A 24,405-nucleotide genomic window follows, 5' to 3' on the forward strand; every position below is an offset into this window, starting at 1 on the left:
TCGAATCCCCCCAGTCAGTTACGAAGCGGCTTGCCTTTGACAAGCATATGCTGCATCCGTTGTTGTGTTTTCATCTCACCGATCAAGCTCAAGAACGCTTCCCGTTCAAGGTCGAGCATGTATTGCTCATCGACGTGTGTACCGAACGCAACGTTTCCGCCCGCGATGACATGCGCTAACTTGTTCGCGATCTTCAAGTCATGCTCCGAGACATAACCGCCATAGAACATTTCCCGTGTTGCCAGCTCAAGCGTCGCTTTCCCTGTCCGGCCGACGACTGGAATCAAGGATTTAGCAGGTGGCGTATAGCCTGTCCGGTCGAGTTCGAGGACAAGTTGTTTCGCATCATACGTCAAGTGATCCCTGTTCATCGAAATCTGGTCGACAGAGCGGACATAGCCGAGTTCGCGTGCTTCGAACGCTGATTTCGAGACTTTTGCCATCGCGACGTTTTCAAATGTCTTTTGTGCTGCTTTTTCGAGATTGACTAAACCGTCCGGCGTGTTTTCAAGTAAACGACGGTACGTGTTGACGTTTCCGCCACCACCCGGAATCAAGCCGACACCGACTTCGACGAGCCCCATGTAAGTTTCGAGTCCTGCTTGCAAGCGTGCTGCCGGAAGGGAAATCTCCGTTCCGCCACCGAGCGTCATTCCTTGTGGTGCTGCGACGACTGGACGTGACGCGTAACGAATTTTTTGAATCGATTGCTGGAATTTATTGATGATCCAGTCTAGTTCGAACCAGTTTTCATCTTCTGCTTCCATCAGCATCATTGCGAGGTTCGCACCGACACAGAAGTTTTTGCCATCGTTTGCGATGACGAGTCCGCGGTGATTTTTTTCGACTAAGTCAATCGATTGTTCAATCATCTGCATGATGTCGACGCCGATTGCATTACTCTTCGACGTAAACTCAAGCACGGCCACGTCATCTCCGACATCGAGTAAACGGGCTCCGTTGTTCTCAAGTAAGACGCCGTTCGACTTGCGGACGTCACGTAAGCGGATTTCTTTCGGATTCTGTTCGCTGCCGACATACGTTCCGCTCGTCGCATCATAATGCTGACCATTTTCGTTGTAGAAACTTGTGTTGCCTGACGTAAGCATCTCGTCGACCCATGCCGGGACGTCGTAACCATCCTGCTTCATTTTCGCGACGGTCTTTTCGACACCGAGTGCGTCCCATGTCTCGAATGGTCCCATCTTCCAACCGAAGCCCCATTTCATCGCTTCATCGATTGCTTTGATGTCATCCGCGATTTCATGTGTCAGTTGTGCCGAGTAGAGCAGTGTCTTCGCATGGATCGGCCAGAGGAGTGCACCGACACGGTCGTTCGCAAAAACAACGGCTTTCAATTTATTTTTGGCGCCAGGAAGAGCTTTCGCCTGACCAATCGACGGTTCAGTAAGCGCTTTCTTTTCGACGTATTCAAAAGAGTTCACATCGAGTTCAAGGATTTGTTTCCCGACTTTCTTATAGAAACCTTGTCCTGATTTAGCACCGAGCGAACCTTCTGTGACGAGTCGCTTCATTTCTGCCGGGACTTCAAATGTATCTTTTTCAGGACCTTCCGGTAACAGGTCATAGACGTTGTTCGCTACATGGACGAACGTATCGATTCCGACGACGTCAAGCGTCCGGAATGTCGCCGAGCTCGGACGACCGAGTAACGGTCCCGTCACGGAGTCGACTTCTCCGATTGTATAGCCGCCTTTTTTCATCTCTTCCATCGTCACGAGCAGACCATACGTCCCGATTCGGTTGCCGATGAAGTTTGGTGTGTCCTTCGCGATGACGACACCTTTTCCAAGACGCTCTTCCGCGAATTGTTTCATGAAACGGACGACTTCCGGATTCGTGTCCGTCGTCGGAATTAATTCGAGCAGCTTGAGGTAACGTGGTGGATTAAAGAAGTGTGTGCCAAGGAAACGTGCATTAAATGATGCCGAGCGTCCTTCACGCATCGCTTCGATCGAGATCCCTGACGTATTCGAGCTGACGATCGCATCTTCACGGAGGAACGGTTCAATCGTCGCAAACAGTTGTTGTTTGACATCCAAACGTTCAACGATGACTTCGACGATCCAGTCCGCTTCCTTCAAGCGTTCGAGGTCGTCTTCAAGATTTCCCACTTCGATTAAGTCAATCAACGACTTTGAAGCGAGTGGTGCTGGATTTTGTTTCAGCAACTTTTGGCGGTTTTCGCGCGCGATCCGGTTTCGGACGGCTGGGTCCGATAACGTAAGTCCTTGTTTTTCTTCTTGTGCCGTAAGTTCTTTTGGTACGATATCAAGCATCAATGTCCGAATTCCCGCATTCGCGAGGTGTGCCGCGATTCCTGCACCCATGACCCCTGAACCGATGATGACGGCGAATTGAATATGTTTCGTCAATTTAACTGTGGTCGGCTGACCGATCTGACTCGCCATGATATACCCCCTGACTAGTAATTGAATGAACAACCATTCATTATTCTGACAAAAAAAGAAGCCCATCAATCTTTCCCCTGCTCCTTCTACTCCTTTATCATAAATGAATAATGGTTCAGTAGCAATAAAAAAACACGTTTTGGTCAAATTTTCCTGTTAGACTAAAAGAAACAAGGGGGAGATGTCATGAAACAGACGGAACAACTGTGGGACCAGAAGGCAACGGACTGGGCGGAACGCTCGGAAATGATGTGGACACAAGGGAGTCGTAAAACGATCATTCCCTTCCTAAAGTCGGTCATCACCGCTGGTAAGATGCTTGATTTAGGGTGTGGCGATGGGGCGGCCTGTCGACTGCTGGCGGATTCTTTTGACATGACGGGACTTGATTTATCGGAGGAAATGATTCGGATTGCCCGCGACAAATCACCGGCACTCGACTTCGTCGTCGGCACCGGTGAAGCGTTACCGTTTGCAGATGATGCGTTTGATGCTGTTCTCGCTGTCAATTCGCTCGAGTGGTCGATGCGTCCGCTCACAGTCCTTCAGGAAATCGAACGGGTCGCACCAATTGTCATCATCAGTTTACTCGGTCCGACAGCTGCCCCACGGCAACTCGCTTATCGTCGTCTCTACGGCGAGGAAGTCGCGATGGGGAATACGATGATGCCGTGGGAATTGCTGCAACTAGCAAAAGAGCGCGGCTGGACGTTACTTGATGAAGCGGTCATCCAAAAGGAAGGAGCTGTCATGACAGGACACCGGTTACTTGATCAAGCACATGCTTTCTCGTGTTTATTTGCTTTTCAGACGACGGCTGTAAGAGAGAGATAAGATGTCGTATACAACCTTTTATACATTTATTTTGATTGCTCTAGGTATCGTTTTTATTTATTACATTGAAGCTCTCAATGTTTTGGAGCGATGGCAATTTTTCTTATTGTTTATGGTTTTCTTCATGGGTCATGGGTGTACCTGAACTCGGAAAGCGACTTTTTAGACGGTATTAAGAAAAACGATTTCATCCACAGACTGCCGTATTTCTTATCATCCTTATATTCGCGGGTATGCTGTTGTTAGGAAATATCGTGGAACCTAATTAATTGATCTCAAAAAGTAAAAGGAGTTTCCTCACTGTCTTCTCACCCGCTTTCCTCAGGCGAGACACAAGCCAGTCTTCCTCATCCTTCGGATGAAGAACCCGGGTCTTGTTTGTCTCTGACAGCGCGAGATGGAACGTCGCGCTTTTTTCTGTAGGAGTCGGGTGAAGACGTGAGAGCTAGCATAAATTTAATAAACGGTCTCTCACCAGGAGGTAAGAAACCGTTCTCAGCTAGTTCATCTATTTTAAGACTGCAAGCAACACTGTTTTTACCACACCAGTATTAGCAATGAATATTGTGATTAAAGAGCATTTACCTAACTAAAATTTATTAGGGGATTTTACATTATTTGAGATGTACTTTTTGCAGATTCAATCTTCTAAGTCATATTTCAAACTAGAAAAAGAACGACTTACCTTAAAATTTAAATCAATAAGAGTATTTAAATCGTATTTCTTTTGCTGATACATCTCTTTCATGAATTGCAAGAAAATGTAGCGACACGTATATAAATCGTCTCCAGTGTCTTCTCTCATCGAAGCATAATCAATTTCTTCACCTAGCGAATCATACACAATCGTTTCAAACTCTAAATTCGTATGCCACATAAAATCTAAAAATCCTTGTAGAACTGCTTTTTTATACATATCTAGTGGAAAAGTAGCCAATATCTGATTTTTATAATAAAACTCTACTACTTTTTTTTGATAGAAAAATCGAATGATAAAGTTAGAAGAAACTTCCTCGCTCTCATATTGTAAAAACCAGTTTGATTTTTCAATGTTATAGAGTTCACTTGTCGATACACTTTTTATTAAAGAGTGCCAAAACATGTATAGCTCACTTACATTTGCGTTAAAAGAAAGTTGTTCGCCATCTATATAAAAAACAACTTTTCCAGAAGGATACCCGTCAGCTCGACCAAATGAATAATTAAATAAATCATTGTCTTTTAAATCTGTCATCTTTATAAACCCTGGGTATTCTTGATTAATGTCTAGTTCTTCTTTTTCAGGAGGAATTTTAATGAAACTTTTAACTTCTAAATACATAATAAAATCGCCCTTTCGTCCTTATTTATTTTTCCCTATTTTACTTACAGGATAAAAAGAAGATACTGTTAGTTGTTTCTTTTCTCCAACATTTATAACTTTATTATTGGCGTTCTAAAAATCAACATTTAAATAAATAAGTAATGTGTTCAGTCACCAGCTAATAAATTATATTAATTTTTGACCGATACCTTCCGAGTCTTTTATATTTTTCTCAACGTCAAGTTAAGAAACGCATCGTGCGCAACGACTAATATAGACCTCTTAGTTTTCAGTGTATTTCGTATTAGATTTTTGTATAGATTTCGGTAAATTCGTGACTCCTGAGAAGTGATAAGTATTGATTCTCTTCTAAGTTTGATTGTATAAATCCAACATCGTTCACCAACTGATTGACTTTGGATAGTTCTAAAAACGAAAACAATTAATTCAAGGAAATTATTTTTTACCGAATTAGCATACAATAAACTCCCCTTGTAAGATTGGTATTCCATACCAGCTTTGGATAGAAAGTAGTCATTTTCAGAAGTTAGTCATTATCTTAAGTTGACATCTACGAGCTTACTCCTCGCCTGAGGAAAGCGAGGTCCGATATACTCTACGTCCTCATCCTCCATGCGTTCGCTGATACACTTTTCTTAACCGGTCCTCTACCTGTTTACCGCCTGGCCGCTCTTCCCATTTCAGTCGGAAATAGAGTGTCTGTAGCATCTGCTTGATGTTACGATATGTCGTCCACTCCGCATCACCCCATGTCACGTCACTCTCAAGCCACGCCTTCATGTTCTGGTCGATTCGTTGTAATAAGAGATTTTCCGACAGTCCATGGCGACAAGCTTGCAACCATGCCGTTACCATCCGATCAGCTTCTTCATCAATGTAGAGATAATCGGACCGCGTCAACTGACGAATCATCGCATCAATCGCTCCGATTTCCTCCTGCGGGCGACTGGCTGGATGCGTAAACCAGACCGCATAAACATCCGCGATATGCGCCATACTATGTGCCCATCCAAATCCGTTAATAAATCCTCGGACATCTCTTTCTTGCTCCAAGTAGATTTGTAAGTAATTCGATAGTAGATCCAGTTGATCTTGCGTCAATATGCGTTGGATTTTATCCATGACTAACAGCTCAGCAAGTGCCAAAGCTGAAAACGATCGCGTCAGGACAGCTGTTGCATCCGACGTTCCCATCCGGTACATCAATCCATGCCCGATTAAAATAAAATCGAAAATTTGATTTGCCTCTTCTATCGTAAAGGACTCTGATGCGATGTAGGTTGCTAACTGCGGATAGATCAAACCATCCCGCAACTCAGGATCCGTCGAACCGATATGTAGAAGTAACTCCTCGAGTAACGCAGATGTTACACGCACGTTTTGTTGTAGCAGTTCTTTTAGCTGTTGTTCCGTTCGAGCCATTTTGTTCTCTCCCTTCTGAATTCAAAAAAGACGATGCAACGTTGCATCGCCTTCTCTTCTTATCCTTTAACCATTCCTTTAAGGACAAACGCCACATTCGCCGGACGTTCTGCCAAACGGCGCATGAAGTAGCCGTACCAGTCACGACCATACGGGACGTAGACACGGACTTTATAACCGAGCTTCACGAGCTCAAGCTGACGCTCAGCGCGGATGCCGTACAGCATCTGGAATTCGAACTTATCATTTCCAATCCCATTTTCTTTCGCATAGCGAATGATTTGTTCAATCATCGCGTCGTCATGCGTCGCGACCGCAGCATAATTTCCGAGTGACAATTGAAGTTTTACGAGTTTGATGTAGTTGTGGTCGACATCTTCTTTTTCCGGGAAGGCGACCGTCGCAGGTTCCTTGTATGCCCCTTTGACGATGCGGAGGTTCGTTTCAAACCGTCCGACCCGTTTGATGTCGTCTTCTGAACGATAGAGGTAAGACTGAATGACGGTACCAATGTTATCAAACGACTGACGCAACTCTTCAAACAATTGAATCGTTTTTTCACAACGTGGTTCATCTTCCATGTCGATGGTCACGAATACGCCGAGCTCTTTCGCCCGTGTCAATATCCGTTCCATGTTCGATCGAATTAATTGATCTGAAATATCAAGGCCAAGTGACGTTAACTTTAGTGAAAGTTGCGAGTCTAATTTCTCTTCCGCAATCATTTCGACGGCGCGGATACATTCTTGCGTCATCATCTCCGCTTCGGCTCCAGTCGAGATGAACTCACCGAGGTGATCCATCGTCACACATAATCCTTTTGCATTCAAATCTTGAATCGCCCGTTTCGACGCTTCGAGTGAATCCCCCGCCACGAAGCGACCGGCCCCAAATTTCAGACCATATCGTTTCGCTAATCCGTTCAATGTCTTATTCTGCGATAAGAAGATAAAACCATCCCGTAGTACTCGTTCCATCACTCATTATTCCCCCTAAATAAATGCTAGGCTGTTTTACCGTATCGGTTCACATCACTGCACTCATATTATGACATAAAGCGCTTACATATGCTCTCTCTTTTGTTTTTTTCGTAAGGTTCGTTGTGCAAAAAAGCCAACTGTAAAAAACAGCACATATAAAAAAATTGCGAAGAAGAATTGCCAGGAGAACGGGTCACGTAGGCTCGCCCCGATATTATTGTAGACAAAGGCCCCAGGAATGATACCGAGATAGCTCGCTAAGGCAAATTGTTTAAATTTAATTTTCGATAAGCCGGACGCATAACTGATTGCGTCAAACGGAAATAGCGGAATCAGCCGGACAAGCAGGACGACCGTAAAACCATTCGAAGCAATCCGTTCGTCGAGCACTGTCAGCTTACCGGTCCCAATGATTTTTTCGACACCTCGCCGTCCGAGCAGGCGGGCAATCCAAAAGCTCAGTAAACTGCCTGTCCCGGCGCCGACAACATCTAAAATCGTTCCAATCCATGGACCGTATGTATAGCCACCGAACATCGTCAGTAAGCTCGCCGGGAAAAAGACGAGTGGACGGATCGTATAGGCGAGGACATAAAGGAGCATGCCGGGAAACCCTTGCGCAAGGATCCAGTTCGACAATACCTCTAAATCAAATTGCTCCATCATCCCCGACAAGCGGAAATAAAGGAGCAATCCAAGTCCGAACAATAAATAAAGTGAAAAGGGAAGCCAATCTCGCAAGCGAAGTTTCTTCATGACATTGGTGCCGGTGCCACGTAATAGAAAATCGACAGGAAAATCAAGACACTTCCTGCGAGGACAAACAAATGCCAAATCGCATGGTTGTATGGCAAGCGGGCCCAGACATAAAAGATGACGCCGAGTGAGTACGCGAGTCCACCGCCGAGTAGTAACAAGAACCCTTGTAAACCAAGTGCTTCATAGATCGGTTTAATGGCGAAGAGACAACACCAGCCGAGCACCAAATAAGAAACGTTCGAAATCCAGACGTGTTTCCCCGTCGAATAGAGTTTCCAAATCATCCCGAGTGTCCCGACGCCCCAGACGATGCCGAGCAACGTCCAACCGAGTGGTCCGCGTAACGTAATCAACGCGAACGGTGTGTAACTCCCTGCAATCAAGAGATAAATGCCTGCGTGATCGAGAATTTGCAGGACTTTGTTCGCTTTCGTATGCATCAGCGAATGCATCAATGTCGAGAACAGATAAAGTAAAATCATCGTCGCGCCAAAGATACTGACCGCCGTGATGTTCCATGCACTACCGGATTTTGTCGCCTGTAACACAAGCAACACGAGTGCCACGATACTGAAGATGACACCGAGCCCGTGCGTAACCGCACTGGCGATTTCTTCTTTCAAGGAATCCCCTTTTGCGAGTAACTCTTCGAGCGTTTCTTTGGACTGTTCCTTAATCGTTTTCGTAATTTCTTTTTTTGTGATCAAACAAACACCTACTTTCTAAACAAGACAGACTATGCCCTTGATTATACGCCCGAACAGCAAGACTGCCTATTAAAACATTCTGTCAATTTGATGACGATTCGGGCACTCTAATCTATTCCCGCTTTTTCATCAAAAAAATCCACTTCCCGTAAAGGAATGTGGATTTCGGATTTACCACCGTTCGATATCCGGACGATCTTTGAACGTCGATTTCGTACCGTGCCGTTCGTTCAGCACCGCTTCGACTTCTTTATACGAGACACCGCGGTCAGCAAGCAAGACCGTCAAGTGGTACAGCAGGTCTGCCGTTTCTTCCGCGAGTGTGTCATCGCCTGCGAGGACGACCTCAAATGCTTCTTCCCCGAACTTCTTCGCGATTTTCTCGCGTCCAGACTGGACGAGATAGTTCGTGTACGAAGAGTCATCATTCGCTGCAATTTTATCTTTTACTGTCTGTTCCAATTCATGTAGCATGGGGCACCTCCACTTCAGTATAGAAACATGTCCGGTTGCCGGTGTGGCACGTCGGACCATTCGCTTTAACCGTAATCAACAAACTGTCCTGGTCACAATCAATCCACATGCGACGGAGTTCAAGCGTATGTCCGCTCGTCTCCCCCTTCGTCCAGAGCCGATTCTTCGTCCGCGAGAAAAACGTGACGAGTCCGGTCGCAAGCGTTTTGTCGTAAGCGGCCTGATCCATGAACCCGACCATCAGGACATCGTTTGTCGTTTCGTCTAAAATCACCGCCGCAACGAGTCCTTTTGAAAAATTCAGTTCGATCATCGGACGTCGACTCCTCTCGCCTTCAAGTAGTCCTTCGTCTCCGGCATCGAATACGTCGCTTCGTGAAAAATCGAAGCGGCAAGTGCAGCGTCGGCACCGGCTTCGAGACCCTCGGCTAAATGCTCAAGTGTCCCGACACCACCGGATGCAATGATCGGCACGTTGACGACGTCACGTAACCGTTGAATCAGTTCCAGGTCATACCCGTCCTTCGTCCCGTCGGCGTCCATCGACGTGACAAGTAACTCACCGGCGCCGAGCGCAACGACTTCCTGCGCCCACTCGATGACGTCCCGTCCGACAGCCTGTGTCCCGCCGTGTGAGAAGACCCCCCACGAGTCGCCCGTCCGTTTGGCGTCGATCGCAACGACCGTCGCCTGGACACCAAACAACTGACTGACGTCATGGACAAGTTGCGGATTCTGCAGAGCGGACGAATTGAGAGAGACTTTATCGGCACCGGCGCGGATCAGGCGTTTCGCGTCCTCAAGCGTCTTGATCCCGCCGCCGACCGTAAACGGCATGTAGATGACTTCAGCGACCCGCTCGACGATATCGAGCATCGTTTCCCGGCCTTCTTGTGTCGCCGAGATATCAAGCAGGACGAGTTCGTCCGCCCCTTGTTCATAGTAGTACTTCGCGACGGCGACGGGATCACCGAGGTCACGTAAGTTTTGGAACTTGACGCCTTTGACGACACGGCCTTCCTTGACGTCGAGGCAGGGAATGATCCGTTTCATCAACATACGGTCAGCACCTCTTTCAACGAGAGTGACCCGTCGAGTAAGGCACGGCCGATGACGGCACCGTCCATCCCGATTTCTTTTAAGCGGGCGACATCTTCGACCGTCGTCACGCCACCGGAAGCAATCAGTTCAACGCCGTCCCGTTTCAAGCGGTCGAGTCCGTCGACATCCGGTCCCTGCATCATCCCATCGCGCGAGATGTCAGTATATAAAAACGTCTTGATGCCTTTTTGAATCAAGTGTTCGATTGCCCGTTCGAGCGTCCAATCACTTGCTTCGAGCCAGCCGCGAGTCTGGACGATGCCATTTTTCGCATCCAGGGCAACTGCTAACTTGTCGCCGGCTTTCTCAATCATCTGTTCGAGCAAGGCTTCGTCCTCGAGGGCGACCGTCCCGATCAAAATTCGATCGATACCGGCACCGACGTAGGCTTCGACCGTCTCGATGTTGCGGACACCGCCGCCTGCTTCCACGAACAACCCCGTCTCTTTTTTGATGTCGGCGATCAAGCTCAAGTGCAAGGGTTCGCCCGCTTTCGCGCCATCTAAGTCAATCAGGTGAATCGCTGTCGCGCCATCGTCCTTAAACCGTTTTGCGATGGTCAGCGCATCCCCGAAAAAAGTTTGTTGTTGAAAATCACCTTGCTTGAGCCGGACGGCTTGTCCGCTCATTAAATCGATTGCTGGGTAGAGTTGCATGTCGTCTCTCTCCATTCTTTAAGTAATTTCAGTCCGACTTCGCCACTCTTCTCCGGGTGGAATTGCATCCCCGTCACTAAGTCCTTTTGGACGATTGCCGGGACGAGTCGACCGTATTCGACGGAATCGATAATCCAGTCCGGTTCGCAGACGGCACCGTACGAGTGGACGAAATAGACGGCTTCACCATGATTCGTCAGTTCGTGCCAGCCCATATGGGGTAAGCGGACCGTTTCCGGTAACTTCTCGATCGTTCCCGGTAAGATGCCCAGACCCTGCGTCCGACCGTTTTCGTCACTCGATTCAAACAATAACTGCATCCCGAGACAAATCCCGAGGAACGGTTTTTTCGTCGCTTGGTCCTGTAAGAAGTCAATCAAGCCGGTCTCTTTTAACCGGGCCATCGCCGGGGCATAGGCACCGACGCCGGGCAGGACGAGTGCTTCCGCCTGTCCGAGCAGTTCGATGTCACTCGTGACGATGACGGCTTCCCCGAGTTCTTTTAACGCCCGTTCGATGTTCGCGATATTCCCGACGCCATAATCTACGATTGCGATCATTGATCAATCAGTCCTTTCGTCGAGGGCACGCCTTCACTCGTCACGGCGATCGCTTGGCGAACGGCCCGTCCGAGTGCTTTGAACAAACCTTCAATCATGTGGTGCGTGTTCGACCCGTAGAGGACCTCGGCATGAATCGTCATCCGCGCACTCCGCGACAAGCCTTGGAAAAATTCTTCCGCGAGCTCCGTATCGAAATCCCCGAGCTTCGGATTTTTGAATTCAGCACGGAAGACCGTATAAGGACGTCCACTGAAGTCGAGGACGACGGAGGCGAGGGTCTCGTCCATCGGCACACGCGATTCACCGTAGCGTTCAATCCCGGCCTTGTCGCCGAGTGCTTCCGTCAAGGCAGCCCCGAGGACGATTGCCGTATCTTCGACCGTATGGTGGGCATCGATCCAGAGATCGCCCTTCGCTTCGATGACAAGTCCGATTCGCGCTTGAAAGGCGAATAACGTCAACATGTGATCAAAGAAGCCGACCCCAGTTTTGATTTCGACCGGGCCTCCCGTGAGATCGACCGCGACCTTGATTTCTGATTCTGAACTTACTCGTTCGCTTGTCCCACGACGCATTGCATTTCCTCCTCTACACATCTTTCTAGTACGTTCATTGATTCAACCGAACCACAACTGATCCGGAACGCTCCGTCAAACAAGCGGATCCGCAGTCCGGCTTTGGCGCACCGTTCAGTAAAACGTTCCGCTTCATCGTATTCGACATAAACGAAATTCGCGGCACTCGGATAGGTTGTTCCGAGCGGCTCGACGAGACGGGCAATCGTGTCCCGGCTCGCATACGTTTCCGCTAAGACAAGATCAAGTTCCGGTTCGGCCATAATGGCGATCCCGACCGCTGCCGAAAGGCCGGATACATTATACGGCGACTTGATTTGTTCGACTTCCGCAACGATCGCTTCACTGGCGATCAGGAAGCCAAGCCGCAGGGACGCAAGTCCGAACGCTTTCGATAACGTCCGGAGGATGATGGCGTTCGGATACTCCTCGAGTAAGCCGACCATCGACTGCTCGAGGGCGAAGTCGATATACGCTTCATCGATGACAACGTATTTGCCGCTGTCGAGTAACCGGCGCACGTCGGCTTCTTTTCGTAAGATTCCCGACGGATTGTGCGGGTGACTGATGAAGATGATGTTCCCCGGTGCAGCAATCAAACCGTCGACGTCGAGTTCCATCCCGTCGAGGAGCGGGACTTTGCTGAAGTCGGCCCGCGCGCGGTCGGCATAAAACTGATACATGACGAAGTCCGGTTGTGACGCGATGACCGGTGACTCTGGACCAGCGTAGCGGGCACAAAGGTAACCGATCAGTTCATCGGACCCATTCCCGGCCACGAGTTGTGTCGGACGGACACCGGCATAGGTGCTGTAAGACGTTTTGACTTGGTCGATGATTTCGACCGGATATTCATTTAACGGAAACGTCTCGACGAGTTGTTTAATCGTCTCGATGCCAATCGTACTATGGGCAGTAAAGCGTTCATTTTGGTGGAGTCGCATCAGTTTTCCCTCACTTCTATCGCTTGTGCGTGCGCTTCGAGTCCTTCAACCCGGGCAACGGTTTTTGCGGCATTGGCAAGACGTTGTACGCCTTCGCGTGTTGCTTCAAGCATCGTTTGGTGACGTAGGAATGTCCGGGCCGATAAGCCGGACGCGAAGCGTGCCGTCCCTGATGTCGGTAAGACGTGGTTCGTCCCGGCGACATAGTCCCCGAGCGTTTCCGGCGTTTCGTGACCGAGGAAAATCATCCCGGCGTGACGGATCAATTTGACGACGTCTTGCGGATTAGCGACGGCGAGTTCCAAGTGCTCGGCTGCTAGGCGGTTCGCTTCTTCAATTGCATCATCGAGTGAGGCGACGAAGACACCACCGTTTTCCATCGCCCGGCGTGCAATTTCCTGACGCGGCAGTTGTTGCAGGCGTGTTTCGATGTTGGCATCGACGTCTGCTTTCATCGCTTCCGTCGGGACGAAGGCGATCGCGACCGCGTCCCGGTCGTGTTCTGCCTGGGCAAGTAAATCAGCGGCAATCCGGTCCGGGTGCGCCGTCTCATCCGCGATGACGACGACTTCTGATGGTCCGGCAACGGAATCAATCCCGACGATCCCGTAGACTTGGCGTTTCGCTTCCGCGACAAACCGGTTCCCCGGCCCGACGATCAAGTCGACGGCACCAATCGTTTCCGTTCCGAATGTCAAGGCAGCGACAGCTTGCGCGCCACCAATCGTATAGATTTCCGTCACACCGGCGATTTGAGCCGCGACCAAGACTTCATCCGTCAGTCCTGTCACGGGTGTCACCATGACGATTCGTTCGACACCGGCAACTTTTGCCGGAATCGCGTTCATCAGGACGGTCGACGGATAACTTGCCGCACCACCCGGGACGTAAATCCCGACCGAATCGACGGGAAGAAACCGTTGCCGCCGTGTGATATCCGCTTCGACGAGTTCGATGTCGGACGGTAACTCTTGTTCGTGCCACTCGACGAGGCGTGTCGCCATCAATTTGAGCGAGTCGATTAAATTCGTGTCCGCTTGCTCGAATGCTTGTTGAATCCGTGTTTCGTCTAATCGTAAATCCGTCAGTTCGATGTTGTCGAACTGTGCCGTATAGCGACGGACTGCTGCGTCACCGTTGTTTGCGACCGTTTCAAGGATCGACCGGACGGTTTGCTCCGTCTCACGGTCGACGCTGAAGTTTTTTGTCGTTGCCATTACCGTGTCACTCCTTCTGTCAGCTGTTCCAGTAATTGAATCACTTCGACCCGTTTGCGTTTCAGTGTCCATTCGCTCGTAAAGAACCGGGCACTGATGTCGATGATTTTTTCGTATTCGTTCAGTCCGTTCGCCCGTAACGTCTCGCCCGTCTCGACGATATCGACGATTGCATCGGCGAGGCCGAGGAGCGGTGCCAGTTCAACCGAGCCGTTCAACGGGACGATATCGACGTCGACGCCGAGTTCACTGAAGTACCGTTTCGCGATGACCGGATACTTCGTTGCGATCCGGACCCGGCGTCCGCCTTCGAACTGGAGCGGCTGTTTCGCACAGACCGACATCCGGCAGACGCCGAACGGTAATTCCGTCAGTTCCGATAACTCTTGATCCGACTCAAGTAAGATGTCACTTCCCGTAATCGCGACGTCAAGGACGCCCTGGGCAACGTACGGGATTAAGTCCGATCCTTTCATGAAAACGAATTCATGCTCGCCCCTTTTGACGATCAATTCACGTTCAATCGCTCCCCATGTCTCGACGCCTGCTTCTTTTAGGTAACGCTCAGTCGCTTTCGACAGGCGTCCTTTCGTGATTCCGATTCGCATTTACAGCACCTCCGCGAGACGTTCGACCGAAAATCCGATGCCGAACGCTTGTTGTTGTTGACCAAACTGTTCATATAACCGGTCGTAACGACCGCCGACTAAGACCGGCTCCGTTACACCATCGATGAAGCCGTGGATCGTCACGCCGTCATAATACGTCTGTAAGCCCATCTGTCCGAAGTCGAGATCGGCATTGACGGCGTCCGCTAAATCAAGGACGGCGTTCAACCGTGTTTCATCGACGAACGGTAAGATTTTTTCTGCGCCTTCACGTCCGAATAACAGTGGGAGTTTTGCCAGCAATCCATCATCGAGTTCCCGGGCGATTTGTTTCAATTCAATCACGTTCCGTAAGCGCAACATCTGCGTCACCTGGTCACGCAAGTGGTGGTCACCGACCCGCGTCTCAATCAAATGTTCAATCAGTCCGGCGTCGCCAATCGATAACGTCACTGCTTTGCCCGTCAATTCTTCAATCAGACGGACGGCCAGCTGAATCGCTTCAATGGCTGCGATCTCGCCCCGTTCCTCAAACCCGACTTGGAACTTCTCTTCCGGCTGAAAGACCGAACCGCTGTAAAAGACACGCTTATATTGTTCACGACCGCGCTCACTGAGGGCGCGGGCGACACTTGTCGTAAAGTCCATCCGAATTTGTTCCCGTCCACCGATTTCTTCAATTAAAGGTGTGATTAATCGGGTATAGTTAGATTGTTCGAGTCCATCCTCAAGCTGACGGATGACCCGTTGCAGACGTTCTGCTGACGGTCCGACATAGTCTGTCGCCCCGTCCTTGAGTCGAATCGTAGAAAATGATTGCATGTCGCCACTCCTTTATCTTATTATCACTGTACCACGCTAAATTATTTAACGATAAGATACCTTTTTTGCGGTCCGCTTGTCAATCCTTTTGCCTGTTTTACTACCTAAAAAAACATATCGGAGGTTTTGTCATGCATTTAATGAAATGGGACGGTCACGTCCACAGCCCGTATTGTCCGCACGGAACGAAGGATCCGCTCGAAGCCTATATCGAACGCGCCTTACAACAAGGGCTGGAACGAATCAGTTTCACGGAGCACGCCCCGTTGCCGGAAGGACTCAACGATCCGGCACCCGATAACGACTCCGGGATGTCGTTTGCGACAGCCGAACGCTACATCGAAGAACTGCAAATGTTACGGGAAAAGTATAAAAACGATATCGAGATTCGAATCGGGATGGAGTTTGACTACTGGGAGCACGACGTCGACGGGACGCGTGACATCATCGCCCGCTACGGCCCCGAGCTGACGGACGGCATCCTGTCGCTGCATTACCTCTGGATCGAGGACCGTTATTACGGAGTCGACTTCAGTAAAGAAAGTTTCGGTGAAATCGTCACGAAACTCGGCAGCGTCACAGCCGCCCACGAGCGCTACTACGAAGGCATCCAGGCACTCGTCATGACAGACTTAGGGAAACACCAACCGAAGCGCCTCGGTCACTTGACGTTGCCGACGAAGTTCATCCAAGCCTATCCGCTCGAGTCAAACCCGGCGAACCTCGACGATACGTTACGGAAAATCCGTCAGGCGGACTTCACACTCGACGTCAACACGGCAGGCCTCCGTAAACCGTTATGTGGTCTTTCCTATCCTTACCCGGAACTCCTCCAAGTCACGCAGTCTTTATCGATTCCGCTCGTCTACGGATCAGATGCGCATCTCGCGAAAGACGTCGGGGCTGATTTTGATTTTAAATGGTAAACAAAAAAACCGGATGCCGCCTGGCGTCCGGTTTTTTCATTACTTCGAGTACGGGAAACTGTCTGAGCTGACAGGCGCAACCGTCACCGCTAACTCCTTAAGTTGTGAAAGCGACAGATTGCCCGATAAGAGGACGAGTTGCTTGCCGTCCGCATAATACAGGTTGGCCCCTTGGTTGTTCTCCTGCATATAAGCCGTTCGGCCGTCTGCAAGTGTGCTTGTCTTCCAGTCAGACGCAGCAACGTCCTGCTTCGGAATGACGGTGATCACTACAGCATCAGTTTTCGTATGAAAGAGCCACATCATCTTGGAACCTTCAGTAGAAATTGTACTACTCTCAATTGCTTGAAATGTCGAGAAGGGCAGCTTCAGACCGCTCACCGCACTGGTAGCTTTTATCGGCTTGATGTCTTCAAGCAGGATGTCTTTTAAAATCCAGGTCTCTGCTTGTCGTTGATACGTCAGGACGGCAAGGCGATTTGCCCCTTTCGGATAATGGAGTGTCGCCGTGGCATGGTCTCCGACGACGGCACTGCTCCATAAATCGCTCGCTGTCGGATGCGCCGACGTCCCGTCCTTGAATTGAAATTTCAGGTGGCGACGGACTCCCTCTTCAAAAGTAGTCGCATCTTGCGGAAATGCCTCAACCTTAATCCTCTTCACGATGGCATCTGATGTCGTTCCACCATCCGCCGTGGTATCATCAATCCATTTCATTTCTTGATGACTCGAGGGCAAAAGTTGTTCCGGTTCCGCGCAACCGGTCAAGATAGTCGCAAGAAGCAGTGTGCCAATCAAATCGATTCGTTTAAATCGCATGTGTCTCTCCTTCGTAAGATTCGTCATGCATTTAGTATTGCACAGTTCATAACAACGTTTGGCATTTAATTTACAAAAATAAGGGAATCTAGATTTTCTTACACTAAAAAGTTACTCAGCAATTCTGAGCAGTCGATGTATGTAATGAATGGATCCGCCCTACAAAAAAAGATTAGCCACTTCTTCGATTTAAGAAGAGGACTAATCTTTTTCACATATCTATTTCACTCTAAATTAGCATGTTTGCCGTACATCGTTTTTGAATCAAGTTGTTTCGCCGCCATGATGTGAAGAATCAACGCATCATAGAACAGCAACATCGTTTGCTCAAACAATGATCCCATCGGCTGAACCGTTTCGTCTGCCTTGGCTGTCCGCTCTTTCGGCACTCCCGGTAGCTTGACGGTTAAGTCCGCTAACTTCGCCAGTGTAGATGTTGGCTCAATCGTAACGACCGCGACGGTTCCACCAAGTTGTTTCGCTTTCTCGACGATCGGGACGAGTGTTTTCGTCTCCCCTGATCCTGATCCGATGATCAACAAGTCTCCTTCGCGCAAGTTCGCGGTGACCGTCTCACCGACGACATATGCATCAAGTCCCATATGCATCAGACGCATGACAAACGCTTTTCCCATCAAGCCGGAGCGACCGGCTCCAGCGAGAAAGATCCGGTCTGCCTTCAAAACGGCTTCGGCGAGTTGCGTCGTCTCGGCTTGATCAATCGCTTCGACCGTCGACGTCAGCTCTTGTAAAATCGTTTGAATAGGTGTCATTTACGCCTCTTGCAGCATCCGACGCATCGTTGACGCTGTTCCTTGTTTGTCGTCTTGTCCGGTAATCCCGCCACCGACGATGATGAGGTCTGGACGTGCTGCGATGACTTCCGGTAATGTTTCCATTTTGATGCCACCCGCAACTGCTGTTTTTGCGTTTTTAACAACGGATTTGATCGTTGCGAGATCCTCGAACGAGTTTTGACCGACGGCTTGAAGATCGTAACCTGTGTGGACACAGATGTAGTCAACGCCGAGTTCATCAAGTTCTTTCGCACGTGTCGCGATATCTTTGACAGCAATCATATCAACCAAAATCTTCTTGCCTGATTTTTTCGCTTCTTCCACAGCACCTTGGATCGACATATCTTCCGCAGCTCCAAGAATCGTCACGATGTCGGCACCGTGTGCGACAGCTTGGCTGACTTCATAGCCGGCAGCATCCATGATTTTTAAGTCGGCGAGAACCGTTAAGTTCGGGAACGTTGCTTTCATTTCTTTAACGGCACGAAGCCCTTCGTTGATGACGACCGGTGTCCCGATCTCAACGATATCCAAGTTTTCTTCGCCAATTTCTTTGACTAAAGCGATGGCACCTGCTGTATCGACTAAATCGATCGCGAGTTGTAATTTCATAATTGATCTCTCCCATTCTTCTCTCTATTTATGGATCCTGGCACTTCCTTCTGACGTTCGTGAAGGAACAGAACTAAATATAATCCTCATAGACGAACTTGGGAAGTACGCACTTTTAATTTACATAGTGCGGAAAAGTATACTGTCGATGACAAGAGGGCTATACTGAAAAAGGAGGTGGGATGATGCCACATTTTGAAGACCGGCAGTTTAATTGTGAAAAGGAATTGACCCTATCGATCATCGGGGGGAAATGGAAGATGCTGATTCTTTGGCATCTCGGTAAAGAAGGCACGAAACGCTTCGGAGAGCTGAAAAGCCTGATGCCCGGCATTACGCAACGGATGCTCGTCAATCAGTTACGGGAGCTGGAAGACCACCACATCATCCACCGGGAAGTCTATCCGGTCGTTCCGCCGAAGGTCGAATATTCGTTGACGCCACACGGCCACAGCCTGATGCCGATTTTAGACGCGATGTATGACTGGGGTAAGGATTATGCCAAAAACGTCCTCGAAGTCGACTTCGAACAACAAAAATTATCCCAATAAAAAAGATGCTCGTCTGTCCCGTCTCAATCTGAGAGGAGGCAACTGAGCATCTTTTTTAGGTTTCTTCCGTTGTAAAAATCTTCGACATCGCCAGTTCGTCGACGTACTCGCCGTCAATGAACAGCGAGGCAATCCGTGTTCCTTCGATGTTGAAACCAAACTTATGATACAACTCGATCGCCCGCAGGTTATCCTTGCGGACCGTCAGTTCCAGCCGGACGAGTCCCACTTCAACGGCAAACGCATCGACGGCTTCGAGTAATCCCGCACCAAGCCCGCGACCCGTATAGGCATCGAGCAGACCGATGACAAGGTTCGCCCGGTGACGGATTCGACTCGGCTTCCCACCGACGACCAGTACATAGCCGACAAGTTGCTCATCGACATCGACAACGAAGATATCTGAGTTTGCTGCCTGACCAAACCGTTCGATGAACGCTTCCGCCTGCTCCGTCGACATGCTGCGTTCTTCCGGTTCATACAACATATATTTCGTTTCCCGATCAATTCGTCGCATCAAATCCGATAAGGCCTTTCCGTCCATCAAGGTGGCACGTCGTATCATAAGTGTCAGCTCCGTTTCTTAGTTAAACAATATTTTTTGAATAACTCTATCCTCAAAAAATATTATTCTCCAATTCATCACTTAACCTTCTAATAATTATTTTATCTGCCATTTCCACAACAAGGACATACGACATACCACTTATGACTATGACTTACTTGCAGATGATAATTTAAAGTATGTTTTATTATCAAATGCTTACGATTTTCTCGACAATGAACTTTCACCCAAAATTCGTTACAATTTTTACAGGTGAAATGATATTTTGGATGTCCTCCACTCGTCATTAGTTGACGCTTTGAAATATTAACTTCTTCACCACAACACCAACAAGTTTCATATGATTTGATTGGGTATTCCATAATCATTCTAAACCAATTTTTAAATATATGAGTTTGTGATGGAAGCAAGTAGATTGATCCATATTTATGAGCAGTTTCTGTTGAAAGTTCTTTATTAAAAATCTCCTTATTATAAAGAACATGGTACGGATTAATTTTTGAAATGCTGTCACTAGAAAAATTAGCGTCACAATGAACAATACCAGAGTGTAGTATTGGAAGCCTCCACATTTCCTTAACAGGTTGCATTTGACCGTATTTTTCAATTGCTACATCCTGAATGTCAGATTTCCATTTATTAATTCCTTGAATGCTGTAATCCCTATATTTCGCATCCAAAATCACTAATCCTGTTGGAATATTTTTGTAAATATATCGAAATACAAAGTCTGGTGTTATATAATTACCATTTTTTAAATTAATTTTGGGCTCGTAATAGAATTCTATATCCCACTCTCCATTTGTTAAAACAGTAGAAAACCCCTTTAATAATTTCCCTTTTAGTAAATAGTAGTCTAATTGATCAACTAAAGATTTACTCTTAATTTCCCAGCCGAGTTCCTTAGTTATAATCTCTAAAATTTTATATAAAACCCATACTTCGTATATTTGCTCAACTTTCGCAGTCTTGACTAAATGATTATATCCTCTGGCAAACAGAGATGCCGAAATTTCATAATTAATCGCTTTAATTGCAGTCCAAGCACTATGGTAATTAGGATCATGTAAAAACAATGGTGTCAGGTTACTCTTTAAGCGATGATTTGAAATTATATTTGTAAAGATTGAAACGTTCAAACAATCATTTATAATCTTTTCAAGACGTTTGTAACCTTGTAATTGATAATCGAGATGTTTTTTTTTCTTTTCTAGTCTAGTTAGCGTGTAAAGCTGACTTAGTTGCATTTCAGATTCTTCGATTCCATCTGCCACTTTCAATTCTTCAATCTTAACCGGTAGTTTTGTGTTTAGAAATTCTTGTAAATCTGGTCGAGATACTGGCACCGAAACTGGTACTTCATTAACAATTATTTCTGTAATTCGAGAAAATTGAAATTCATAATTATTATAATCTTCATTATTTGGATTTATATAAGATACTGGATCAATCCCGTTCATTACAGGTCGAACATATCCTTTTATAACAATTTTTGATACAGAATTTCGAAGTAACTGATCATGATGAAATGCTTCATATATTAATGAATGGGAATGAACGTGTGTTGATTCTAATGATATTGAACCAAAATAGCTATTAAATCTTCTACTTACAAGTTCATTATTATTGTTCCTAAACTTATAAGAAATTGTCTTAAAATTTGAGTCTCTATTATCATAAGAAAAATTTAATTTAATACCATTTTTTGACTGTTGATGTTTAAAGCTCGGAGTTTCTAGGCATTCGACTTCTAATTCAACGTACTTGTGATCTTGAATTACAGAATTCGTGATTGAATAATCAGCTACTTTATATATGTGTTGTCGAATATTATTTTCAAAGATTGAATACTCATTTAACTTTTTTTGAAGTTTATCTGTATAAGCGATTAATCGTTGTTCATTTTTCAAGTTTTCGATTTTCCCTATTAAATTCTTTAAATAACTATCACTATTTTCAAACAAATATTTTTGTTCATTTTCAATTTGATTTATTGTCCCTATTTTAATTTGTTGTTGTACATAATTTCTTAAGTCGATTAGTTGTTGTTTTATCAATCCATTTTCATAAGTTGTAGTAGTTTCCTCAATACTGCGCTGACGATAAGTAGGTTTTCCTGGGGAACTATATTCTTCAATTTCTGCTCTGATATCAAAACGACCATTTATTTTTTTTTTCTTGTTTCTTGAAACTAATTTCAACCTTTTATGAGGTTGCATACATATGTTATTAATAGCTTTACTTAAGTTTTTTACTTGTTGCTCTAAACTTAAAAAAGTTTTTTTCTGTCGAATTGCTATTTCTGCAAGATTTTTTTCATCTTTAACTAACTCTTCTCGGATACGATAAAGATCAATAATCATTTCTTCGTAATCCTTCATCTTTAATCCTGAAGGGACAAAATTAATAATTAATTTATTCACTACCTGATTATTTCTAACTATTGAAACACCTACTGTACCTGCACTCATGATTCCTATCGTAGTGTTATCTCTACTATATCTATAGTACTTATCTTTTTTTGTAGACTCAAACTTTGCCGGTTGGTACCACAAATTTGTTCTTTTATCCAATACCAATCTTATTCCTTCTATTGCATTTAATTCGTGAATAATTACATTATCCGTTGGTAAAGCTGATTCATCTAACCTTAAGGCTATTTGTTTTAATCTATCATTTTTAAATTCTCGATAATGATTAGTTACTACCCATTCATTTTCTTTTTTATATTGTATTTCCGATCCTACATTAATTTTTTTAACTTCTAAAAAACCAAACTCATTTGGTTTTTTAGAATGATCATAATTTATAGAAATCATTATCAATTTTGACTTCATATCTAATCAACTCCAATAAGATAAAAGACCAATATCTTTAATTTGAGATTTCATATCTTCAATTTTTTTAAGAGTTTGACTACTCTCACCTATTTCTAACTTGATTTTCTCAATTAAATTATTTATTTCTACATCTTCAAATGTATTATGAATACGAGGTAGAAATTTTAACAGTACCAAATCGTCAACTTGTTCTTGTTCACTTATATCAAATTTTTGTGCAATTTGATGATAAGATTTTAACTGTTTTTCAAAGCGATTATTAAACTCAATATTAAACTTTTTCAATTCTTTTTGAATTGAAATTAATTCTGATTGTAATAAAAGCGAATCATTACTATTTGATTTACTTTTATAATCATTAGGATTAAGAGAGTAACGTCCAATTGATTTTTTACTATAGGTCTCTTCGTCTATACTTTGTTTCATTACAGGGATAATAAAACTACGATCAATAATTTTAGGACTAATAGATTGTACAGCGCCATCTACGTTCATAGTTCCTAGAATTCTAATATTTGAAGGTATTTCTAATTTAGCGGGATATCTTTGAATGTTTTTATATCGAGATATCATTTCAAAATGCATCATCGTATCTATATTTTTATCTGACATAGCCTCTTCTATATTTTTTTCACTTTTAAGAATATTTTGAACAAACCACCGGATTTCTGAAATGTTTTGCTCATACTCCAAATCACTGTATAGACGTAATTTTTCACCAGGAACTTCACGAATACTTAACATATCTGCTAGATAATATTCTATTTGTGCTAAGTTCATTTCATCTAAACAAATGAAAAATAACTTATCTGGATTGTCTTTTGCCTTAATTAAACAATCTAAAAAAGGAGACGGTACAAAAAGCTTTCTAATTGGATTATAAAAACCAATTAAATCTTGCTTATCTGTCCAACTTGGCTGGACCGGCATTATCTCATAATCTGCATCAATAACATCAGCTAATTGTCTTACAATCGATGTCTTACCTGTGCCAGAAGGTCCAATTAAAATAATCATTTCTCCTGTTAATAAAGATAACAAGATTTGCCTTAATAAATCGATACTATAATAGAAACCACGTAGTTTTAACTGCTCTTTAATCAACAAAACTAATTCATTATTATTAGGTAATTCGAATTTTGTTAATTGATCTTTTTCGCTCTTTGTTTTTTGTAATTCTAGTGCAAAGCCTAATTCATTGATTTTTTTTATTTTTTCAGCAAATATTTTATATTCACTTTCAAACTTTTTTTCTTTTAATATTATTTCTTCTAATTTTTCTTCTAGTTTTCTATTTTCTAATTCTTTTAATTCCTTAATAGTCTGCCGCTCTTTTTCTGCTACCTTTCTTACTATATTTGTTAATTCGTCAAATTCTTTCTCTGTTCGTTCATAGTATAGGGGACTAGTAAGTGCAATAAGCGGCAAGTTCATATCTGTTTTTTCGATCAATTCAGCTACTTTATCTAGACTTTCAATCACTTTTACTTCTTTATGAAATGTTTTAAATAGAACTCCTTTTTTTGATAAGTTTTCCTCATTTGAATCTAAAGTTATTTTGGCCAATACTAGAGTTCCGTCTTTTATTTTTTCGTTTTTATGATGTATATCAAATTTTAACTTATTATTTAAGGCAATATCCGAAAAAACATTCCAATTTAAGCTTAATGTAGTATATGGATTTATAAGGTTTTCAATAAAATAAAAAGAGTTTTCTTTTCGAGTATTTTTTACATATCCCATTACCCAAAATGCCTCTAATTCCATGATTTCAAGTATGTATTCTTTTTTTTCTTCAGTGTCTAAATTATAGTAATCATGGATAGATAATTTTTTTCTCATTCTGCACCTCATTTAAAATATAAAATAGATTTTTG

At 45.2% G+C, this 24,405-nt stretch carries 23 protein-coding genes and 1 pseudogene; 3 read left to right on the plus strand and 21 right to left on the minus strand.

What is annotated here, in order from left to right:
- Positions 1 to 14: 14 nt before the first annotated feature.
- Positions 15 to 2,432, minus strand: a complete 2,418-nt coding sequence (locus tag KNQ04_RS02240; protein ID WP_214846993.1) for a 3-hydroxyacyl-CoA dehydrogenase/enoyl-CoA hydratase family protein — start codon at positions 2,430 to 2,432, stop codon at positions 15 to 17.
- Positions 2,433 to 2,618: 186 nt separating this feature from the next.
- On the opposite strand from KNQ04_RS02240, the gene KNQ04_RS02245 reads away from it, so the two are divergent.
- Positions 2,619 to 3,266, plus strand: a complete 648-nt coding sequence (locus KNQ04_RS02245) for a class I SAM-dependent methyltransferase (RefSeq protein ID WP_214846994.1) — start codon at positions 2,619 to 2,621, stop codon at positions 3,264 to 3,266.
- Positions 3,267 to 3,906: 640 nt separating this feature from the next.
- Here KNQ04_RS02245 and KNQ04_RS02250 read toward each other — a convergent pair.
- From KNQ04_RS02250 to KNQ04_RS02315, 14 genes and pseudogenes are all read right to left on the minus strand, one after another.
- Positions 3,907 to 4,587, minus strand: a complete 681-nt coding sequence (locus tag KNQ04_RS02250; protein WP_214846996.1) for a hypothetical protein — start codon at positions 4,585 to 4,587, stop codon at positions 3,907 to 3,909.
- A 606-nt stretch (positions 4,588 to 5,193) separates the two neighbouring features.
- On the minus strand, positions 5,194 to 6,012 hold the full coding sequence (locus KNQ04_RS02255; RefSeq protein ID WP_214846998.1) for a DUF2785 domain-containing protein: 819 nt from the start codon (positions 6,010 to 6,012) through the stop codon (positions 5,194 to 5,196).
- Positions 6,013 to 6,071: 59 nt separating this feature from the next.
- Positions 6,072 to 6,989, minus strand: coding sequence for a proline dehydrogenase family protein (locus KNQ04_RS02260; protein WP_214847389.1), 918 nt, complete (start codon positions 6,987 to 6,989; stop codon positions 6,072 to 6,074).
- A gap of 84 nt (positions 6,990 to 7,073) precedes the next feature.
- Positions 7,074 to 7,733: a TVP38/TMEM64 family protein gene (locus KNQ04_RS02265; RefSeq protein ID WP_251136816.1), complete on the minus strand. Its 660-nt coding sequence runs from the start codon at positions 7,731 to 7,733 to the stop codon at positions 7,074 to 7,076.
- An 11-nt stretch (positions 7,734 to 7,744) separates the two neighbouring features.
- Positions 7,745 to 8,428 (minus strand): PAQR family membrane homeostasis protein TrhA, encoded by a 684-nt coding sequence (gene trhA / locus KNQ04_RS02270; RefSeq protein ID WP_201302359.1) that lies wholly within the window; start codon positions 8,426 to 8,428, stop codon positions 7,745 to 7,747.
- 201 nt (positions 8,429 to 8,629) lie between these two features.
- Positions 8,630 to 9,245 (minus strand): annotated as a pseudogene (gene hisIE, locus KNQ04_RS15860) (bifunctional phosphoribosyl-AMP cyclohydrolase/phosphoribosyl-ATP diphosphatase HisIE).
- Positions 9,242 to 9,991: an imidazole glycerol phosphate synthase subunit HisF gene (gene hisF / locus KNQ04_RS02280; RefSeq protein WP_029331307.1), complete on the minus strand. Its 750-nt coding sequence runs from the start codon at positions 9,989 to 9,991 to the stop codon at positions 9,242 to 9,244. The pseudogene hisIE and the gene hisF overlap by 4 nt, the downstream one beginning before the upstream one ends.
- Positions 9,985 to 10,689, minus strand: coding sequence for a 1-(5-phosphoribosyl)-5-[(5-phosphoribosylamino)methylideneamino]imidazole-4-carboxamide isomerase (hisA, locus tag KNQ04_RS02285; protein WP_029331308.1), 705 nt, complete (start codon positions 10,687 to 10,689; stop codon positions 9,985 to 9,987). Before hisA ends, hisF begins: the two co-directional genes overlap by 7 nt.
- Positions 10,662 to 11,249: an imidazole glycerol phosphate synthase subunit HisH gene (hisH, locus tag KNQ04_RS02290; protein ID WP_088837716.1), complete on the minus strand. Its 588-nt coding sequence runs from the start codon at positions 11,247 to 11,249 to the stop codon at positions 10,662 to 10,664. The genes hisA and hisH overlap by 28 nt, the downstream gene beginning before the upstream one ends.
- On the minus strand, positions 11,246 to 11,827 hold the full coding sequence (hisB, locus tag KNQ04_RS02295) for an imidazoleglycerol-phosphate dehydratase HisB (protein WP_214847002.1): 582 nt from the start codon (positions 11,825 to 11,827) through the stop codon (positions 11,246 to 11,248). Before hisB ends, hisH begins: the two co-directional genes overlap by 4 nt.
- Positions 11,800 to 12,771, minus strand: a complete 972-nt coding sequence (locus tag KNQ04_RS02300) for a pyridoxal phosphate-dependent aminotransferase (protein ID WP_214847003.1) — start codon at positions 12,769 to 12,771, stop codon at positions 11,800 to 11,802. Before KNQ04_RS02300 ends, hisB begins: the two co-directional genes overlap by 28 nt.
- The gene (gene hisD / locus KNQ04_RS02305; protein ID WP_214847005.1) at positions 12,771 to 13,988 is read right to left on the minus strand and encodes a histidinol dehydrogenase; all 1,218 of its coding nucleotides are present in this window, start codon (positions 13,986 to 13,988) and stop codon (positions 12,771 to 12,773) included. Before hisD ends, KNQ04_RS02300 begins: the two co-directional genes overlap by 1 nt.
- Positions 13,988 to 14,596: an ATP phosphoribosyltransferase gene (hisG, locus tag KNQ04_RS02310; protein WP_214847007.1), complete on the minus strand. Its 609-nt coding sequence runs from the start codon at positions 14,594 to 14,596 to the stop codon at positions 13,988 to 13,990. Before hisG ends, hisD begins: the two co-directional genes overlap by 1 nt.
- Positions 14,597 to 15,418, minus strand: coding sequence for an ATP phosphoribosyltransferase regulatory subunit (locus KNQ04_RS02315; RefSeq protein ID WP_214847009.1), 822 nt, complete (start codon positions 15,416 to 15,418; stop codon positions 14,597 to 14,599).
- A gap of 131 nt (positions 15,419 to 15,549) precedes the next feature.
- Between KNQ04_RS02315 and hisJ the strand changes: the two genes are divergently transcribed.
- Positions 15,550 to 16,344 carry a histidinol-phosphatase HisJ gene (gene hisJ, locus KNQ04_RS02320; protein ID WP_214847010.1) on the plus strand — a complete coding sequence of 265 codons (795 nt, stop codon included), beginning with the start codon at positions 15,550 to 15,552 and terminating at the stop codon, positions 16,342 to 16,344.
- 39 nt (positions 16,345 to 16,383) lie between these two features.
- Here the strand turns inward: hisJ and KNQ04_RS02325 are convergent, their stop codons facing one another.
- The 3 genes from KNQ04_RS02325 to hxlA all read right to left on the minus strand — a co-directional run bounded on the left by KNQ04_RS02325 (position 16,384) and on the right by hxlA (position 18,572).
- Positions 16,384 to 17,163 (minus strand): hypothetical protein, encoded by a 780-nt coding sequence (locus KNQ04_RS02325; protein ID WP_214847012.1) that lies wholly within the window; start codon positions 17,161 to 17,163, stop codon positions 16,384 to 16,386.
- A 224-nt stretch (positions 17,164 to 17,387) separates the two neighbouring features.
- Positions 17,388 to 17,936 (minus strand): 6-phospho-3-hexuloisomerase, encoded by a 549-nt coding sequence (gene hxlB / locus KNQ04_RS02330; RefSeq protein WP_214847013.1) that lies wholly within the window; start codon positions 17,934 to 17,936, stop codon positions 17,388 to 17,390.
- Positions 17,937 to 18,572, minus strand: a complete 636-nt coding sequence (gene hxlA / locus KNQ04_RS02335; RefSeq protein WP_029331318.1) for a 3-hexulose-6-phosphate synthase — start codon at positions 18,570 to 18,572, stop codon at positions 17,937 to 17,939. It lies immediately after the preceding gene.
- Positions 18,573 to 18,757: 185 nt separating this feature from the next.
- Here hxlA and hxlR point away from each other — a divergent pair, with 185 nt between their 5' ends.
- On the plus strand, positions 18,758 to 19,123 hold the full coding sequence (hxlR, locus tag KNQ04_RS02340; protein ID WP_131972332.1) for a transcriptional activator HxlR: 366 nt from the start codon (positions 18,758 to 18,760) through the stop codon (positions 19,121 to 19,123).
- A 55-nt stretch (positions 19,124 to 19,178) separates the two neighbouring features.
- Here the strand turns inward: hxlR and KNQ04_RS02345 are convergent, their stop codons facing one another.
- The 3 genes from KNQ04_RS02345 to KNQ04_RS02355 form a co-directional block, all read right to left on the minus strand.
- Positions 19,179 to 19,688, minus strand: a complete 510-nt coding sequence (locus KNQ04_RS02345; RefSeq protein WP_214847014.1) for a GNAT family N-acetyltransferase — start codon at positions 19,686 to 19,688, stop codon at positions 19,179 to 19,181.
- A 101-nt stretch (positions 19,689 to 19,789) separates the two neighbouring features.
- The gene (locus KNQ04_RS02350; protein ID WP_214847015.1) at positions 19,790 to 22,525 is read right to left on the minus strand and encodes a nuclease domain-containing protein; all 2,736 of its coding nucleotides are present in this window, start codon (positions 22,523 to 22,525) and stop codon (positions 19,790 to 19,792) included.
- 6 nt (positions 22,526 to 22,531) lie between these two features.
- Positions 22,532 to 24,370 (minus strand): AAA family ATPase, encoded by a 1,839-nt coding sequence (locus KNQ04_RS02355; protein WP_214847016.1) that lies wholly within the window; start codon positions 24,368 to 24,370, stop codon positions 22,532 to 22,534.
- Between the last annotated feature and the right edge of the window lie 35 nt (positions 24,371 to 24,405).

This window comes from Exiguobacterium sp. s193, from assembly GCF_018618755.1.
In the GTDB taxonomy this organism is placed as follows: domain Bacteria; phylum Bacillota; class Bacilli; order Exiguobacteriales; family Exiguobacteriaceae; genus Exiguobacterium_A.

What these genes read in the sequence shown, in the direction of transcription:
- KNQ04_RS02345 (WP_214847014.1), bottom strand. Translation starts at nt 19,688, where the DNA reads ATGATACGACGTGCCACCTTGATGGACGGAAAGGCCTTATCGGATTTG.
- KNQ04_RS02325 (WP_214847012.1), bottom strand. Translation starts at nt 17,163, where the DNA reads ATGCGATTTAAACGAATCGATTTGATTGGCACACTGCTTCTTGCGACT.
- KNQ04_RS02245 (WP_214846994.1), top strand. Translation starts at nt 2,619, where the DNA reads ATGAAACAGACGGAACAACTGTGGGACCAGAAGGCAACGGACTGGGCG.
- KNQ04_RS02255 (WP_214846998.1), bottom strand. Translation starts at nt 6,012, where the DNA reads ATGGCTCGAACGGAACAACAGCTAAAAGAACTGCTACAACAAAACGTG.
- hxlR (WP_131972332.1), top strand. Translation starts at nt 18,758, where the DNA reads ATGCCACATTTTGAAGACCGGCAGTTTAATTGTGAAAAGGAATTGACC.
- hisJ (WP_214847010.1), top strand. Translation starts at nt 15,550, where the DNA reads ATGCATTTAATGAAATGGGACGGTCACGTCCACAGCCCGTATTGTCCG.
- hisD (WP_214847005.1), bottom strand. Translation starts at nt 13,988, where the DNA reads ATGGCAACGACAAAAAACTTCAGCGTCGACCGTGAGACGGAGCAAACC.
- hxlA (WP_029331318.1), bottom strand. Translation starts at nt 18,572, where the DNA reads ATGAAATTACAACTCGCGATCGATTTAGTCGATACAGCAGGTGCCATC.
- KNQ04_RS02260 (WP_214847389.1), bottom strand. Translation starts at nt 6,989, where the DNA reads ATGGAACGAGTACTACGGGATGGTTTTATCTTCTTATCGCAGAATAAG.
- hisA (WP_029331308.1), bottom strand. Translation starts at nt 10,689, where the DNA reads ATGCAACTCTACCCAGCAATCGATTTAATGAGCGGACAAGCCGTCCGG.
- KNQ04_RS02250 (WP_214846996.1), bottom strand. Translation starts at nt 4,587, where the DNA reads ATGTATTTAGAAGTTAAAAGTTTCATTAAAATTCCTCCTGAAAAAGAA.
- KNQ04_RS02240 (WP_214846993.1), bottom strand. Translation starts at nt 2,432, where the DNA reads ATGGCGAGTCAGATCGGTCAGCCGACCACAGTTAAATTGACGAAACAT.
- hxlB (WP_214847013.1), bottom strand. Translation starts at nt 17,936, where the DNA reads ATGACACCTATTCAAACGATTTTACAAGAGCTGACGTCGACGGTCGAA.
- KNQ04_RS02355 (WP_214847016.1), bottom strand. Translation starts at nt 24,370, where the DNA reads ATGAGAAAAAAATTATCTATCCATGATTACTATAATTTAGACACTGAA.
- KNQ04_RS02350 (WP_214847015.1), bottom strand. Translation starts at nt 22,525, where the DNA reads ATGAAGTCAAAATTGATAATGATTTCTATAAATTATGATCATTCTAAA.
- KNQ04_RS02315 (WP_214847009.1), bottom strand. Translation starts at nt 15,418, where the DNA reads ATGCAATCATTTTCTACGATTCGACTCAAGGACGGGGCGACAGACTAT.
- hisB (WP_214847002.1), bottom strand. Translation starts at nt 11,827, where the DNA reads ATGCGTCGTGGGACAAGCGAACGAGTAAGTTCAGAATCAGAAATCAAG.
- hisG (WP_214847007.1), bottom strand. Translation starts at nt 14,596, where the DNA reads ATGCGAATCGGAATCACGAAAGGACGCCTGTCGAAAGCGACTGAGCGT.
- hisF (WP_029331307.1), bottom strand. Translation starts at nt 9,991, where the DNA reads ATGTTGATGAAACGGATCATTCCCTGCCTCGACGTCAAGGAAGGCCGT.
- hisH (WP_088837716.1), bottom strand. Translation starts at nt 11,249, where the DNA reads ATGATCGCAATCGTAGATTATGGCGTCGGGAATATCGCGAACATCGAA.
- KNQ04_RS02300 (WP_214847003.1), bottom strand. Translation starts at nt 12,771, where the DNA reads ATGCGACTCCACCAAAATGAACGCTTTACTGCCCATAGTACGATTGGC.